10 protein-coding genes and 2 rRNA genes are annotated in these 15837 nt (G+C 71.9%); all 12 read left to right on the top strand.

Annotation, left to right across the window (positions count from 1 at the left end; genetic code table 11):
• Window positions 1-23: 23 nt before the first annotated feature.
• Window positions 24-3141 (top strand): 23S ribosomal RNA (locus EBO36_RS09765).
• 108 nt (window positions 3142-3249) lie between these two features.
• Window positions 3250-3366, top strand: a 5S ribosomal RNA gene (rrf, locus tag EBO36_RS09760).
• A 2133-nt stretch (window positions 3367-5499) separates the two neighbouring features.
• Window positions 5500-6489, top strand: coding sequence for a tetratricopeptide repeat protein (locus tag EBO36_RS09755; protein WP_122824435.1), 990 nt, complete (start codon window positions 5500-5502; stop codon window positions 6487-6489).
• The gene (locus tag EBO36_RS09750; protein ID WP_122824434.1) at window positions 6486-7550 is read left to right on the top strand and encodes an HAD-IIA family hydrolase; all 1065 of its coding nucleotides are present in this window, start codon (window positions 6486-6488) and stop codon (window positions 7548-7550) included. Before EBO36_RS09755 ends, EBO36_RS09750 begins: the two co-directional genes overlap by 4 nt.
• 52 nt (window positions 7551-7602) lie before the next feature.
• Entirely contained in the window at window positions 7603-7734 is a 132-nt protein-coding gene (locus EBO36_RS15905) for a hypothetical protein (protein ID WP_277602196.1), read from the top strand.
• A 1-nt stretch (window position 7735) separates the two neighbouring features.
• Window positions 7736-8566 carry a TlyA family RNA methyltransferase gene (locus EBO36_RS09745; protein ID WP_122824433.1) on the top strand — a complete coding sequence of 277 codons (831 nt, stop codon included), beginning with the start codon at window positions 7736-7738 and terminating at the stop codon, window positions 8564-8566.
• Window positions 8563-9405, top strand: coding sequence for an NAD kinase (locus EBO36_RS09740; protein ID WP_122824432.1), 843 nt, complete (start codon window positions 8563-8565; stop codon window positions 9403-9405). Before EBO36_RS09745 ends, EBO36_RS09740 begins: the two co-directional genes overlap by 4 nt.
• On the top strand, window positions 9402-11105 hold the full coding sequence (gene recN, locus EBO36_RS09735) for a DNA repair protein RecN (RefSeq protein WP_122825589.1): 1704 nt from the start codon (window positions 9402-9404) through the stop codon (window positions 11103-11105). Before EBO36_RS09740 ends, recN begins: the two co-directional genes overlap by 4 nt.
• Window positions 11102-12313: a putative cytokinetic ring protein SteA gene (gene steA / locus EBO36_RS09730; RefSeq protein ID WP_122824431.1), complete on the top strand. Its 1212-nt coding sequence runs from the start codon at window positions 11102-11104 to the stop codon at window positions 12311-12313. Before recN ends, steA begins: the two co-directional genes overlap by 4 nt.
• A 13-nt stretch (window positions 12314-12326) precedes the next feature.
• Window positions 12327-13400, top strand: coding sequence for a copper transporter (locus tag EBO36_RS09725; protein ID WP_122824430.1), 1074 nt, complete (start codon window positions 12327-12329; stop codon window positions 13398-13400).
• The gene (locus EBO36_RS09720) at window positions 13397-14218 is read left to right on the top strand and encodes a hypothetical protein (protein WP_122824429.1); all 822 of its coding nucleotides are present in this window, start codon (window positions 13397-13399) and stop codon (window positions 14216-14218) included. Before EBO36_RS09725 ends, EBO36_RS09720 begins: the two co-directional genes overlap by 4 nt.
• On the top strand, window positions 14215-15831 hold the full coding sequence (murJ, locus tag EBO36_RS09715; protein ID WP_222928710.1) for a murein biosynthesis integral membrane protein MurJ: 1617 nt from the start codon (window positions 14215-14217) through the stop codon (window positions 15829-15831). Before EBO36_RS09720 ends, murJ begins: the two co-directional genes overlap by 4 nt.
• The last annotated feature ends 6 nt before the right edge of the window (window positions 15832-15837 follow it).

The following is a 15837-nucleotide window of genomic DNA, read 5'->3' as shown; positions in this document are numbered from 1 at the left end:
GCGAGCATCTTTGATCTTTATGTGGTCAAGTTTTTAAGAGCATTCGGTGGATGCCTTGGCACTAGGAGCCGAAGAAGGACGTTGTAGCCTGCGATAAGCCTCGGGGAGTTGGCAAACGAACCGTGATCCGAGGGTGTCCGAATGGGGAAACCCGGCTGGGGTCATGCCCAGTCACCCGCGCCTGAATATATAGGGCGTGCGGAGGGAACGTGGGGAAGTGAAACATCTCAGTACCCACAGGAAGAGATATTCCGTGAGTAGTGGCGAGCGAAAGCGGATCAGGCTAAACCGGTGGTGTGTGATAGACGGCAGTCGTTGCATCATCGGGGTTGTGGGACCCACCAATCCGGTCTGCCGACCGGGTAGGGAGTGAGAAAGTGCTGTCATAGTCGAGCGGTCTGGGAAGGCCGGGCACAGAGGGTGAGACCCCCGTAGACGAAATGGCAGCACCTCCTGTGTGGGGATCCCGAGTAGCACGGGGCCCGTGAAATCCCGTGTGAATCTGGCAAGACCACTTGCTAAGCCTAAATACTACCTAGTGACCGATAGCGGACAAGTACCGTGAGGGAAAGGTGAAAAGTACCCCGGGAGGGGAGTGAAATAGTACCTGAAACCGAGTGCTTACAACCCGTCGGAGCCTCCCTAGCTGGGGTGACGGCGTGCCTTTTGAAGAATGAGCCTGCGAGTTAGTGGTACGTGGCGAGGTTAACCCGTGTGGGGAAGCCGTAGCGAAAGCGAGTCCGAATAGGGCGATACAGTCGCGTGCTCTAGACCCGAAGCGAAGTGATCTACCCATGGGCAGGTTGAAGCGCGGGTAAGACCGCGTGGAGGACCGAACCCACTTAGGTTGAAAACTGAGGGGATGACCTGTGGGTAGGGGTGAAAGGCCAATCAAACTTCGTGATAGCTGGTTCTCCCCGAAATGCATTTAGGTGCAGCGTCACGTGTTTCTTGCCGGAGGTAGAGCTACTGGATGGCCGATGGGCCCTACAAGGTTACTGACGTCAGCCAAACTCCGAATGCCGGTAAGTGAGAGCGTGGCAGTGAGACTGCGGGGGATAAGCTTCGTAGTCGAGAGGGAAACAGCCCAGACCACCAGCTAAGGCCCCTAAGCGTATGCTAAGTGGGAAAGGATGTGGAGTTGCACAGACAACCAGGAGGTTGGCTTAGAAGCAGCCACCCTTGAAAGAGTGCGTAATAGCTCACTGGTCAAGTGATTCTGCGCCGACAATGTAGCGGGGCTCAAGCATACCGCCGAAGCTGTGGCATTCGCGCAATACCCTAGCTCCCACTTGATGGGTGTTCAGGGGCGCGGATGGGTAGGGGAGCGTCGTGTGGGAGGTGAAGCTGCGGGGTGACCCAGTGGTGGATCCCACACGAGTGAGAATGCAGGCATGAGTAGCGAATGACGGGTGAGAAACCCGTCCGCCGAATGACCAAGGGTTCCAGGGCCAGGCTAATCCGCCCTGGGTAAGTCGGGACCTAAGGCGAGGCCGACAGGCGTAGTCGATGGACAACGGGTTGATATTCCCGTACCGGCGAAACACCGCCCATACCGAGCCCGGTGATGCTAACCGCCCAAGGCCGACGTCTCCTCCTTCGGGAGTGGCGCCGGCTGCGCGCGGGACCCGAACCGGTAGTAGGTAAGCGTATTAACAGGGGTGACGCAGACAGGTAGCCACCGCGTGCTTAATGGCAATGCACGTCTAAGGGCGCAGGGCGAGGTGCAGGCAAATCCGCACCTCATACAGCCTCAGGCTCGATAGTGACCGCGTATGCGGGAAGCAGGGTGATCCTATGCTGCCAAGAAAAGCCTCGACGCGAGGTGTTAGCCGCCCGTACCCTAAACCGACTCAGGTGGTCAGGTAGAGTATACCAAGGCGATCGAGAGAATCGTGGTTAAGGAACTCGGCAAAATGCCCCCGTAACTTCGGGAGAAGGGGGGCCTGAGGGGTGAAGCCACTTGCTGGCTAGCCTTTGAGGGCCGCAGAGACCAGGGAGAAGCGACTGTTTACTAAAAACACAGGTCCGTGCGAAGTCGCAAGACGATGTATACGGACTGACGCCTGCCCGGTGCTGGAAGGTTAAGAGGACGGGTCAGCCCTTCGGGGCGAAGCTCAGAATTTAAGCCCCAGTAAACGGCGGTGGTAACTATAACCATCCTAAGGTAGCGAAATTCCTTGTCGGGTAAGTTCCGACCTGCACGAATGGCGTAACGACTTCTCCGCTGTCTCAACCGCGAACTCGGCGAAATTGCATTACGAGTAAAGATGCTCGTTACGCGCAGCAGGACGGAAAGACCCCGGGACCTTTACTATAGCTTGGTATTGGTGTTCGGTACGGCTTGTGTAGGATAGGTGGGAGACTGTGAAGCCGTCACGCCAGTGATGGTGGAGTCAACGTTGAAATACCACTCTGGTCGTTCTGGACATCTAACCTCGGTCCGTAATCCGGATCAGGGACAGTGCCTGGTGGGTAGTTTAACTGGGGCGGTTGCCTCCTAAAATGTAACGGAGGCGCTCAAAGGTTCCCTCAGCCTGGTTGGCAATCAGGTGGCGAGTGCAAGTGCACAAGGGAGCTTGACTGTGAGACTGACAGGTCGAGCAGGGACGAAAGTCGGAACTAGTGATCCGGCGGTGGCTTGTGGAAGCGCCGTCGCTCAACGGATAAAAGGTACCCCGGGGATAACAGGCTGATCTTGCCCAAGAGTCCATATCGACGGCATGGTTTGGCACCTCGATGTCGGCTCGTCGCATCCTGGGGCTGGAGTAGGTCCCAAGGGTTGGGCTGTTCGCCCATTAAAGCGGTACGCGAGCTGGGTTTAGAACGTCGTGAGACAGTTCGGTCCCTATCCGCTGCGCGCGCAGGAAACTTGAGAAGACCTGTCCCTAGTACGAGAGGACCGGGACGGACGAACCTCTGGTGTGCCAGTTGTTCCGCCAGGAGCACGGCTGGTTGGCTACGTTCGGAAGGGATAACCGCTGAAAGCATCTAAGCGGGAAGCCTGCTTCAAGATGAGGTTTCCACCGCCTACGGGCGGGAAGGCCCCCAGCAGAACACTGGGTTGATAGGCCGGACGTGGAAGCGGGGACTAAAGACCCGTGGAGCTGACCGGTACTAATTGGCCGACAACTTGACACAAACAACAAGATCAATGCGCATGCGTCCACTGTACGGTTCCCGAGATACGCACCACCCATCCACGCCCCCACGGGGCGCGGTGGATGGGGCGGCATATCTCCATAGAGTTACGGCGGTCATAGCGAAGGGGAAACGCCCGGTCCCATTCCGAACCCGGAAGCTAAGCCCTTCAGCGCCGATGGTACTGCGTGGGAGACCGCGTGGGAGAGTAGGACACCGCCGAACACCCATTGAGGGTATGGGCCGCAACCACCAGGTTGCGGCCCATACTTGTTTCACAACCCGGATTTTCCGGCGAACAGCGAGGATGACATGGCCGACAGCACCGAGGACCGGCCTGCGGGCAAGGGATCCAGCCGCAACCACAGCGCGCGCGACGAAGGACGCGTTCCTCCGCGCAGCGCCCGGGACGACCGCCAGCCGCGCGGCACCGGCGACCGCACACGTGACAGCGCCGGCCGTAGCGACTCCGCCCGGCGCGAAGGGGGTTCGTGGAAGCGGCCTGACAGCGGCTCCGACGCCCGCCGTGAGAGTTACCGCCCGAACCGCAGCGAGGACTCGCGCGGAGGTGAGCGGCGCGAGCCTTACCGCGGCGGAGGCGAGCGTCGGGAGGGCTACCGTCCGAGCGAGGGTTCTGACCGCCCGAGCGGTGGTTACCGCGGGAACGACTCCCGCGGTTCCGAGCGTCCCACGAGCGGTTACCGCGGGAATGACACTCGTGGCACTGACTCGCGTGGTGGGGAGCGTCGCGAGGGCTACCGCCCGAGCGGGAGCTCCGAGCGTCCGACCGGTGGTTACCGGGGCAATGACTCGCGTGGTTCTGAGCGTCCCACGGGCGGTTACCGGGGGAATGACTCGCGTGGTTCTGAGCGTCCGACCGGCGGCTACCGGGGGAATGACTCCCGTGGCGCGGACTCGCGTGGTGGGGAGCGCCGCGAGGGCTACCGCCCGAGCGGGAACTCCGACCGCCCGACCAGCGGCTACCGCGGGAACGACACGCGCGGTTCTGACCGTCCCACGGGCGGCTACCGGGGGAACGACTCCCGTGGTTCTGAGCGTCCGACCGGCGGCTACCGGGGGAATGACTCCCGTGGCGCGGACTCGCGTGGTGGGGAGCGCCGCGAGGGCTACCGCCCGAGCGGGAGCTCCGACCGCCCGACGGGCGGTTACCGGGGGAATGACTCGCGTGGTTCTGAGCGTCCCACGGCCGGTTACCGGGGGAATGACTCGCGTGGTTCTGAGCGTCCCACGGCCGGTTACCGGGGGAATGACTCGCGTGGTTCTGAGCGTCCCGCGGGCGGTTACCGGGGGAACGACTCGCGTGGTTCCGAGCGCCCCACGAGCGGCTACCGCGGCAATGACACTCGTGGCACTGACTCGCGTGGTGGGGAGCGTCGCGAGGGATACCGCCCGAGCGGGAGCTCCGAGCGTCCGACGAGCGGTTACCGCGGGAACGACACGCGCGGGTCCGAGCGTCCGACCGGTGGTTACCGGGGGAATGACTCCCGTGGTTCTGACCGTCCCTCGGGCGGTTACCGCGGGAAGGACTCGCGTGGTTCTGAGCGTCCGACCGGCGGCTACCGGGGGAACGATTCCCGTGGCTCGGACTCCCGTGGTGGGGAGCGTCGCGAGGGCTACCGCCCCAGCGGGAACTCCGAGCGCCCGACCGGCGGCTACCGCGGGAACGACACGCGCGGTTCTGACCGTCCCACGGGCGGCTACCGGGGGAACGATTCCCGTGGCGCGGACTCGCGTGGTGGGGAGCGTCGCGAGGGCTACCGCCCCAGCGGGAGCTCCGAGCGCCCGACCGGCGGTTACCGGGGCAATGACACGCGTGGTTCTGACCGTCCGACGGGCGGCTACCGCGGGAACGACTCGCGCGGCGCGGACTCGCGTGGTGGGGAGCGTCGCGAGGGCTACCGCCCCAGCGGGAGCTCCGAGCGCCCGACCGGCGGTTACCGGGGCAATGACACGCGTGGTTCTGACCGTCCGACGGGCGGCTACCGCGGGAACGACTCGCGCGGCGCGGACTCGCGTGGTGGGGAGCGTCGCGAGGGCTACCGCCCCAGCGGGAGCTCCGACCGCCCGACGAGCGGCTACCGCGCGAACGACTCGCGCGCTTCCGAGCGTCCGACGGGCGGCTACCGCGGGAACGACTCCCGTGGCACGGACTCCCGTGGTTCTGAGCGTCCTTCCGGTGGTTACCGCGGGAACGACCCTCGTGGCACGGACTCCCGTGGTGGGGAGCGTCGCGAGGGCTTCCCGCCGCACCGCGGGGGCGGCACAGGTCGACCCTCGCAGACCGAGCGGGCCGAGCGTCCCCGCGACCCGGAGATCGATGCGGACGTCGTCCCGTCGATGCTCGACCGCGCGGCACGTAAGCACCTGCGCAGCCTGTCCAAGGACAACGCAGACGGCGTGGCGCAGCACCTCGTGATGGCCGGCCGTCTCATCGACGTCGACCCCGAGCTGGCGTACGCCCACGCGCAGTCCGCGCTGCGTCGCGCTGCCCGGATCGACATCGTCCGTGAGGCGGTCGCCCTGACCGCCTACGCCACGGAGCGGTACGCGGAGGCGCTGCGTGAGTTGCGCACTGTGCGGCGGCTCAGCGGCGTGGATGCCTACCGCGCCATGGAGGCCGACTGCGAGCGGGGCCTCGGTCGGCCCGAGCGCGCGCTCTCGGTCCTCGCCGAGGCGCCGGCTCCCGAGACGCAGCAGGACCGCGTCGAGCTCGCCATCGTGGCGAGCGGTGCCCGCACCGACCTCGGCGAGCACGAGGCCGCTCTGAGCGTCCTCGAGCGCGCCGAGGACGGGACGACCGACCGCGAGCTCCTCACCAGGCTTGCCCTGGTCCGCGCGGACGTTCTCGTCGCCCTCGGGCGCTCCGACGAGGCTGCCGCGCTGCGGGAGAGCGTCGGAGGCGTAGACGTGCACGAGGACGTCTTCGTCACCGACCTGCTCTCCGAGGCGGAGGACGGCGAGATCGAGGACCTCTCGGCGGCACAGGACGCGCCGGTCGACGAGACCGAGCGAGTCGACGAGACCGACGAGACCGACGAGATCGACGAGGCTGAGCCGGATGAGGCTGAGCCGGTCGACGAGGCTGATGAGGCTGAGCCGGTCGCCGAGACCGAAGAGACCGAGCGAGTCGACGAGACCGACGAGGCCGACGAGGCTGAGCCGGTCGGCGAGATCGACGAGATCGACGAGGCTGAGCCGGTCGGCGAGGCCGTGCGGGTCGACGAGGCCGACGAGGCCGACGAGATCGACGAGGCTGAGCCGGTCGACGAGACCGACGAGGTTCAGGCCGACCAGGCCGACGACGAGGGCGAGGAGCCGACCGTATGACCGAGACGCTCCTCGGCTCCTCCGAGCCCCTCGCCCAGGCGTATGACGTCGCCCTTGTCGACCTCGACGGTGTCGTCTACACGGGCCCGCGGCCGGTCGCCCACGCCGGCGCCTCCCTCGAGGCGGCCCGGGCGCTCGGCATGCGGGCGGTGTTCGTCACCAACAACGCCTCCCGCGAGCCGTCGACCGTGGCGGCGCACCTGCAGTCCATCGGGGTGCCGGGCGGCGTCGACGACATCATGACGTCGGCGCAGGCGGCGGCGGCGATGCTCGCGCAGGAGCTCCCCGCCGGGGCACCCGTCCTCGTCGTCGGGGCCCCGGCCCTGCGGACCGCCGTCACTGACGCCGGGCTGCGGGTCGTGGCCTCCGCCGACGACGCGCCGGTCGCCGTCGTCCAGGGGTTCGACCCCGGGCTGGGCTGGCGCGACCTCGCGGAGGCGGTCTACGCCGTGCGCGCCGGCGCCCGGTTCGTCGCGACCAACCTCGACACCACCCTGCCGACCGAGCGGGGCATGGCGCCGGGCAACGGGTCGCTGGTCGGCGTCGTGCGGACCGCCACGGGGGTCGTCCCCGCGTCCGCGGGCAAGCCGCAGCCGGAGATCTTCCACCAGGCCGTCCTCCGGACCGGTGCGACGCGTCCGCTCGCCGTGGGGGACCGCCTCGACACCGACCTTGCCGGGGCTCGCGCCGCGGGGATGCCAGGTCTGCACGTCCTCACCGGCGTCAGCGACGCCCGCGCCGTGGTGCTCGCTGTCGCGGGCGAACGCCCCGCCTTCCTCGCCCGGGACCTGCGGGGGCTCCTCGAGCCGCACCCGGCCCCGGTCCTCGAGGACGAGTGGTGGCGTTGCGGACAGGCGGCGGCCCGGGTGCGGGACGGCTCCCTCGAGCTGGCCGGCACGACGCGCCCCGTCGTCCTCGACGCCGCGCGCGGACCCGCCGAGATCACCATGAACGAGTGGCGCAGCCTCGCCGCGGCGGCCTGGGCAGCGGCCGACGCCGGCACCGGGGTCGTCCCCGACGCCGTGCCCGTCCTCCACGTGGCTCCCGACGACCGGCGGTAGCCTGACGAGCGACCGCGGACCCGCGCACCCACGAGACGACGAGGAGGGCGCCATGACGCAGCCGGACACCGACCCGCGCAGCCTGCTCGACACGCTGCCCGAGCGCGACCTCGCCGAGCACGTCGAGGTCTTCGAGCGCGTCCACGACGCCCTCGCCGCCCGCCTCGCGGACACCGAGCGCTGAGGTGGCCCGACTCGTCCGGATCGACGCCGAGCTCGTGCGCCGGGGGCTCGCCCGTTCCCGCCAGCAGGCCGGTGAGCTCCTCGCCGCCGGCCACGTCACGCTCGACGGCGCGGTCGTCACCAAGCCCGCACGCCAGGTCGACCCGGCCCAGGCGGTGCGGGTGGTGGCCCCGGCCGGCGAGGAGTACGCGTCCCGCGGCGCCCACAAGCTCGCCGGGGCGCTCGACTCCCTCGGCGACCGGGCCCCCGTCGTCGCCGGCCGCCGCGCGCTGGACGCCGGTGCGTCGACCGGGGGGTTCACCGACGTCCTCCTGCGCCGGGGCGCGGCGCACGTCGTCGCCGTCGACGTCGGCTACGGCCAGCTCGTGTGGGCGCTCCAGCAGGACCCGCGCGTGACCGTGCTCGACCGGACCAACGTGCGCACCCTCGAGCCCGAGGCGGTGGCGCCGGCTCCGGAGCTCGTCGTCGCGGACCTCTCCTTCATCTCCCTCACCCTCGTCCTCCCCGCGCTCGCCCGGGTGGCCGCGCCGGACGCGGACTTCCTCCTCATGGTCAAGCCGCAGTTCGAGGTCGGCCGGGAACGGCTGGGCCGCGGCGGCGTCGTCCGGGACGTGGCGCTCCACGCCGAGGCCGTGCGCACCGTGGCGGACGCCGCCGCGGGACTGGGGCTGGCCACCCACGCGGTGGTGCCGAGCCCCCTGCCCGGGCCCAGCGGCAACGTCGAGTACTTCATCGGCCTGCGCCGGGACCACCCGCACGCGCTCGTCGGCGACGCCCTCGACGCCGCCATCGCCGAGGCGATCCGCACCGGACCCGCGGGGACGCCGCAATGACCCGCCGCGTCCTCGTCGTCATGCACGAGGGGCGTCCGGCCGCCGTCGAGGCCGCCGCCCAGGTCGAGCGCGAGCTGCGGGAGCGGGGGATGACGCCCGTCCGCGACACCGGGGACACCGACGGCCTCGAGCTCGTCATCGTCCTCGGCGGCGACGGGACAATCCTGCGCGCGGCGGAGCTGGCCCGGGGCAGCGACGTGCCGCTCGTCGGCGTCAACCTCGGCCACGTGGGCTTCCTCGCCGAGGCGGAGCCCGACGGCATCCGCGAGGTGGTGCGCCGGGTGGCCGAGCGCGACTACACCGTCGAGGAGCGGATGACCATCGACGTCGCCGTCACCCACCCCGGCGGTGAGGTCGTCCACGGCTGGGCGATCAACGAGGCGAGCGTGGAGAAGTCCGGGCGCGCGCGGATGGTCGAGGTCGCCCTCGGCGTCGACGGGCGGGGCGTGTCCACCTTCGGCTGCGACTCCGTGGTCCTGGCGACCCCGACCGGCTCGACGGCGTACGCGTTCTCCGGCGGGGGACCGATCGTGTGGCCCGACGTCGAGGCGCTCCTCGTCGTGCCCGTCGCCGCCCACGCCCTGTTCGCCCGCCCCATGGTCGTCGGCCCCTCCTCGGTCCTCGCGGTGGAGGTGCTCCCGCGCAGCGAGCGCGCCGCCGTCGTGTGGTGCGACGGCCGGCGTCGGCTGCCCGCGCCCGCCGGGTCCCACATCGAGGTCCGGCGCGGCGCCCAGCCGGTCAAGCTCGCCCGCCTCGAGCCCACCCCGTTCTCCGGGCGCCTCGTGGCGAAGTTCGACCTCCCGGTCACCGGGTGGCGCGGGGAGCGGGGCGCCTCGTGATCGAGGACATCCGCATCGAGAACCTCGGGGTCATCGCCGCCGCGCACCTCGAGCTGGGCCCCGCGCTCACCGTCATCACCGGCGAGACCGGCGCCGGCAAGACCATGGTCCTCACCGGCCTCGGCCTGCTCCTCGGGGGCCGCGCGGACGCCACCGTCGTCCGCGGCGGGGCGGACCAGGCGGTCGTCGAGGGCACCCTCGTGGTCCCGCCGGACTCCCCGCTGGTCGCCCGCGCCGAAGAGGCCGGCGCCCTCGTCGAGGACGGCGCCCTCCTCGTCAGTCGTACCGTGCCGGCGCAGGGCCGCTCCCGCGCCCACCTGGGCGGGCGGACCGTCCCGCAGGCGGTCCTCGCCGAGATCGGTGAGCAGCTGGTCACGGTGCACGGCCAGTCCGACCAGCTCCGGCTGCGCTCGCCCAGCCACCAGCGCGCGGCGCTCGACGCCTTCGCCGGGCCCGAGCACGCCCGCACGCTCGCCGCGTACCGCGCCGCGTGGGCCGAGGCGGGACGCGCCGCGGAGGAGCTGGCCCGCTGGGAGGCCGCGGGCGCCGAGCGGGCCGCGGAGGTCCAGCGCCTCCGGGCCGGGCTGGAGCTCCTCGAGGCGCTCGACGTGCGCGCCGGCGAGGAGACCGAGCTGAAGGCGGAGGCGGAGCGGCTGGGCAACGTCGAGGAGCTGCGGCTCGCGACCGGCCGCGCCCACGAGGCGCTCACCGGCTCCGCCGACCTCGGGGCACCGGACGCCACCACCCTCGTCGAGGAGGCGCGCCGCTCGCTCGAGCACGCCGGTGCCCACGACCGCGACGTCGCAGCCCTCGCCGAGCGCGTCGCCGAGGCCGCGTACGTCCTCGCCGACGTGGGAGCCGAGCTGGGCAGCTACCTCGCCTCGCTCGAGGCCGACCCCGCGCGCCTGGACGCCGTCCACGCGCGACGGGCCGCGATCACCGACACCGCCCGCCGGCTAGGCGTCGAGGACGGCGACGCCCTCGTCGCCTGGGGCACCGAGGCGGCGGCACGTCTCACCGCCCTCGCCGGGCCGACCGACACCGGCTCGGCCCTCACCGAGCGCCTCGAGCGCGCGCGCGCCGAGGTCGCCACCGGGGCCGCCGCGATCACCCGCCGCCGCGCCGAGGCGGCCGAGCGCCTGGCCGCCGCCGTCGACGCCGAGCTCGCCGGCCTTGCCATGGGCGGGGCCACCCTGCACGTGCGTCTCGCGCCGCTGCCCGAGCCGGGGCCGTGGGGCGCGGAGGACGTCGAGCTCGCCCTCGCCCCCCACCCGGGCGCCCCGCCCCGGCCGCTCGGCGCCGGGGCCTCCGGGGGTGAGCTCTCCCGGGTCATGCTCGCCATCGAGGTCGCCCTCGCCGGCACGCCCGACGCCGACGGCACGCGGACCTTCGTCTTCGACGAGGTCGACGCGGGCGTCGGTGGCCGTGCCGCCGTCGAGGTCGGGCGGCGCCTCGCCCGCCTCGCGCGGACCGCGCAGGTGGTCGTCGTCACCCACCTGGCCCAGGTCGCCGCGTTCGCCGACACCCACCTCGTCGTCACCAAGCGCACCGAGGGCGCCGACACGCTCACCGGCGTGAGCGAGGTCACCGGCGGCGACCGGGAGCGTGAGCTCGCGCGCATGCTCTCGGGCCAGGACGGCTCCGACCTGGCCCGGCGGCACGCCGCTGAGCTCATGGAGCGCGCCGCCGTGGGACGATGACCCGCGTGAGCCCGCTCTTCCGGCGCCGTCGCGCCACCGTCGAGACCGAACCCGGGGTGCGGGGTCCGGTGCGCGTCGACGCGCGCACCAAGAACCTCACCAAGCGCCTCCAGCCCGGCGACATCGCCGTCATCGACCACGTCGACCTCGACCGCGTCTCCGCCGAGGCGCTCGTGGCGTGCCAGCCGGCCGCCGTCCTCAACGCGGCGCCGTCGAGCTCCGGGCGCTACCCGAACCTCGGCCCGGGCATCGTCGTCGACGCCGGCATCCCCCTCATCGACGACCTCGGACCCGCCGTGATGACCCTCGTCGAGGGCCGCGAGGTGCACGTCGTCGACGGCGAGGTCCGCCAGGGCGACACCCTCGTCGCCGAGGGCGTGGTCCAGGACGCCGAGCGGGTCGAGGAGACCATGGAGCGCGCCCGCGAGGGCATGTCGGTCCAGCTCGAGGCGTTCGCCGCCAACACGATGGACTACCTGCGACGCGAGCGTGAGCTCCTCATCGACGGCATCGGCGTGCCGGACGTGCGCACCCACTTCGACGGGCGCCAGGCGCTCATCGTCGTGCGGGGCTACCACTATAAGGAAGACCTCGCGATGCTGCGCTCCTACGTGCGCGAGTACCGCCCCATCATGGTGGGGGTCGACGGCGGCGCCGACGCCATCCTCGAGGCCGGCTGGACCCCCGACATCATCGTCGGCGACATGGACTCCGTCTCCGACCGCGCGCTCACCTGCGGCGCGGAGATCGTCGTCCACGCCTACCGGGACGGGCGCGCGCCCGGGCTGCCGCGCGTCGTCCAGCTCGGCGTCGACCACGTCGTCTTCCCCGCCACCGGGACGAGCGAGGACGTCGCGATGCTCCTCGCCGACGACAAGGGCGCCGAGCTCATCGTCGCCGTCGGCACCCACGCGACCCTCATCGAGTTCCTCGACAAGGGTCGCTCGGGGATGGCGTCGACGTTCCTCACCCGGCTGCGCGTGGGCAGCAAGCTCATCGACGCCAAGGGCGTCTCGCGCCTGTACCGGCCGCGCATCTCCACCCTCCAGATCGTCATGCTCGCCGTCGCCGGGCTCGTCGCCATCACCGTGGCGCTCGCCTCGACCACCTTCGGGCAGACGCTGTTCCTCCTGCTCATGGCGAGGATCGACGACCTGCTGTCCTTCTTCCGTGTACTGCTGGGCATCGCCCCGGCCTCGCTGACCTGACCCGGGGAACTACGTGATCGACTTCCGGTACCACCTCGTCTCGCTCATCTCCGTCTTCCTCGCCCTCGCGCTCGGCATCCTGCTCGGCGCGGGCCCGCTCAACGCGACGATCGGCGACCAGCTCACCGGCCAGGTCGCCGACCTGCGGGAGGACCGCGACCGGCTGCGTACCGAGCTCGAGCTGAGCAACGCCGAGACCGAGGACCTCACCACCTACCTCGACGGCGTCGCGCCCGACGTGCTCGCCTCCCGCCTCGAGGGACGTTCCGTCGCCCTCGTCACCCTGCCCGGTGCCAACGCCGACGACGTCGCCGCCGTCCGGGCGCGGCTCGAGCAGTCCGGCAGCGCCGTCTCGGGCGAGCTCGCCGTGACCGACGCGTGGACGGACCCGGAGACGGCGAGCTTCCGCTCGAGCTTCGCCGGCCAGCTCGTCGGCTACCTCGCGCCCGCGCCCGAGGACGACGCCGGCACCGACGTCGTGCTCGGGACGGCGCTGGGCCAGGCCCTAACGAGCGCGGACCCCGCCAGCGCGGGCTTCACCGAGGAGGCCGAGACGCTGCTCGACCTGCTGAGCACGGGTGACCAGCCCCTCGTGGCGGTCGTCGAGGAGCCCGCCGGACCGGCGAACGCCACCGTCGTCGTCGGTCCCCGGCCCGAGCCGGCGCCCGAGCAGGAGACGGAGACGGACAGCGAGGAGCGCGCCGTGCGCACCGCGGGCTACGTCGACCTCACCGAGGGCGTGGCCCGCACCGGCGAGGGCAGCGTGGTGCTCGGCGCGGCGACGACCGAGCTCGACCTCGTCGCCGCCATCATCGCGGACCCCGACGCCGCCGGCGTCGTCACCACCGTCGACTCCGTCGGGGAGATCACCGGCCATGTGAGCGTGCCGCTCGCGCTCGCCGCCGACATCTCCGGAGACCAGGGCCACTACGGCTTCGAGGAGGGCGCCCAGGAGCCCGTGCCCGCCTCGGTCTACCTCCCGCCCCCGGCGCCCGCCGAGCCGAGCCCCGCCCCCACGGAGGCCGCGGAGCCCACCGAGGGCTCCGAGCCCACGGATGGCGCCGAGCCCACCGAGGGCGAGGGATGAACCGGCTCCTCGCCGCCGCCCTCGGGGCGGGCGCCGGCGGCGTGGCGGGTGCGGCTGCCGCGGCGCTGCCCGCCGAGCGCCGGGCCCGCTGGGCGCGGACCAACTACGCCGGGCGCGAGGTCAGCCTCCTGGGCGGGGCCGCCGCCGCGGGCGCGACCGTGGCCACCCTCGTCGCCACCGGCACGCGCGCCGGCGGGGCCGGGGCCCTGGCCGCGGCCGCCGGCGGGGTCTTTGGAGTGGTCGACGACCTCGACCCCGCCCCGACCCGCGCCAAGGGCCTGCGCGGTCACCTCGGCGCGCTCGCCCGCGGGGAGGTGACCACCGGCGCCCTGAAGATCGCCGGCATCGGCGCCGGCGCGCTGCTCGCCGCCGCCACGCTGCCGCGGCCCGGCGCGCGCCCCCTCGCCCGGGTGGTCGACGTCGCCCTCGACGGGGCGCTCATCGCCGGCACCGCCAACCTCCTCAACCTCTTCGACCTGCGTCCCGGCCGGGCCCTCAAGGTGGGCCTGGGCGGCGGCACGCTCGTCGCCCTCGCCGGCGGGCCGGGAGCGCCCGCGGCGGCGGGCCTGGCGGGCGTCTGCCTCGCGGCCCTGCCCACCGACCTTGCCGAGCGCACCATGCTCGGCGACACCGGCGCCAACGCCGTCGGCGCGGCGCTGGGCACCGCGCTCGCCGCCGGGTCCCGCACGCGCCGCGCCGCCGCGCTGGCCGGCGTCGTCGGCCTCACGCTGGCGAGCGAGCGGGTGAGCTTCACGGCCGTCATCGAGGGCAACCCGGTGCTGCGCCGCCTCGACCGCTGGGGGACCCGAGCGCGGTGAGCGAGCGCACGCGCCGGCGCCTGACGCGGGGCGTCGGGACGGTCGCCGGCGCCGCCGGGATGATCGCCGTCATCACCATGGCCTCGCGCGCCGTGGGGTTCGGCCGGTGGTTCGCCCAGGCAGCCACGCTCGGCGACTCCGCCACGGCCAACGCCTACGCCTCGGCCAACCTCCTGCCCAACGTCCTCTTCGAGGTGGCCGCGGGCGGCGCCCTCGCCGGCACCGTCGTCCCCCTGCTCGCGGCGCCCCTGGCCCGGCACCTGCGCGGCGACGTCGACCGGATCGCCTCGGCGCTGCTGTCGTGGACGCTGCTCGCCCTCGTCCCGCTCGGCATCCTCGTCGCCGTCCTCGCCGGCCCGATCGTCTCCCTGCTGCCGAACTCGGCCGGCTCGGACGTCGAGGTCCAGCGCGAGGTGGCGACGTTCTTCCTGCGCATCTTCGCGGTCCAGATCCCGCTCTACGGCGTCGGCGTCGTGCTCAGCGGCATCCTCCAGGCGCAGCGCCGCTTCCTCCTGCCGGCCCTCGCGCCGCTCGCCTCGAGCGTCGTCGTCATCGCCACGTACCTCCTGTTCGGGGTGCTGGGGGAGGGGCTCGCCGACTCCCCGGGGCGCCTGCCGCCCCTCGCCCTGGAGACCCTCGCGTGGGGCACCACCGCCGGCGTGGCCGCGATGAGCCTGCCGCTGGCCGTCCCCGTCCTGCGCAGCGGGATCCGCCTGCGGCCCACGCTCCATTTCCCGCCGGGCGTGGCGCCCCGCGCGCGCCACCTTGCCGCGGCCGGCATCGGGGCGCTGCTCGCCCAGCAGGTGAGCGTCGTCGTCGTCCTCGTGCTCGCCCGGGCCGGCGGCGTCGAGGGCACCATCACGATCTTCCAGTACGCCCAGGCGGTGTACTACCTCCCGTACGCCGTCCTCGCGGTCCCCGTCGCCACCGCCGTCTTCCCGCGCCTGGCGGAGAGCGCCGCCGAGGAGGACCGCAGCGACTTCGTCCGGATGAGCGCCCGCACGACGCGGGTCGTCGTCGCCGCGGCGTCCGCCGGGGTCGCCCTCCTCGTCGCCGGTGCGCCGGCCGCCACCGCCCTGTTCTCCGTGCGCGGGACGATGGAGGGGATGACGACGGCGATCACGTGGCTCGCGCCCGGGGTCGTCGGCTACGCGCTCGTCTTCCACGTCTCCCGCTGCCTGTACACCGTGGACCGGGGCCGTGCCGCGGTCCTCGCCACGGCGGCGGGCTGGCTCACCGTCGCGGTCGCCAGCGCCGTCGCCGTCCGCGTCCTCGCGCCCGACGGCGGGGACGGGCCCGGGACGCTGCAGGGACTGGCGATCGGCTCGAGCGTGGGGATGGTCGTCGCCGGCGTCGCCCTCCTCCTCGCGCTGCGCCGGGTGACCGGCGCGCTGCCCGGCCTGGGACGCACCGTCGTCGTCGCCGGCGCCGGCGCCGTCGTCGGCGCCGTGGCCGGCCGGTGGGTGACCGAGGCCATGCTCGGCGCGGTCGCCCCGCAGTTGCTCGGCGCCGTCGTGGCTGCTTGTCTCGGGTGTCTGGTCGGTGGCGGGGTCGTCCTCGCCGCCTGCGCGCTCGGGGACCGTTCCGTGCTGCGTGTACGCCAGTGGACATGAGGGAGA

It is taken from the genome of Georgenia faecalis (genome assembly GCF_003710105.1).
GTDB lineage: Bacteria > Actinomycetota > Actinomycetes > Actinomycetales > Actinomycetaceae > Georgenia_A > Georgenia_A faecalis.
Note: the sequence above shows the minus strand (reverse complement) of the source record. Positions and strands in the feature narration are given on the sequence as shown.

Bases quoted from the DNA above. Each gene is read 5' to 3' on its own strand.
- EBO36_RS09755 (WP_122824435.1), top strand. From the start codon at position 5,500: ATGCTCGACCGCGCGGCACGTAAGCACCTGCGCAGCCTGTCCAAGGAC.
- EBO36_RS09750 (WP_122824434.1), top strand. From the start codon at position 6,486: ATGACCGAGACGCTCCTCGGCTCCTCCGAGCCCCTCGCCCAGGCGTAT.
- EBO36_RS15905 (WP_277602196.1), top strand. From the start codon at position 7,603: ATGACGCAGCCGGACACCGACCCGCGCAGCCTGCTCGACACGCTGCCC.
- EBO36_RS09740 (WP_122824432.1), top strand. From the start codon at position 8,563: ATGACCCGCCGCGTCCTCGTCGTCATGCACGAGGGGCGTCCGGCCGCC.
- steA (WP_122824431.1), top strand. From the start codon at position 11,102: ATGACCCGCGTGAGCCCGCTCTTCCGGCGCCGTCGCGCCACCGTCGAG.
- EBO36_RS09720 (WP_122824429.1), top strand. From the start codon at position 13,397: ATGAACCGGCTCCTCGCCGCCGCCCTCGGGGCGGGCGCCGGCGGCGTG.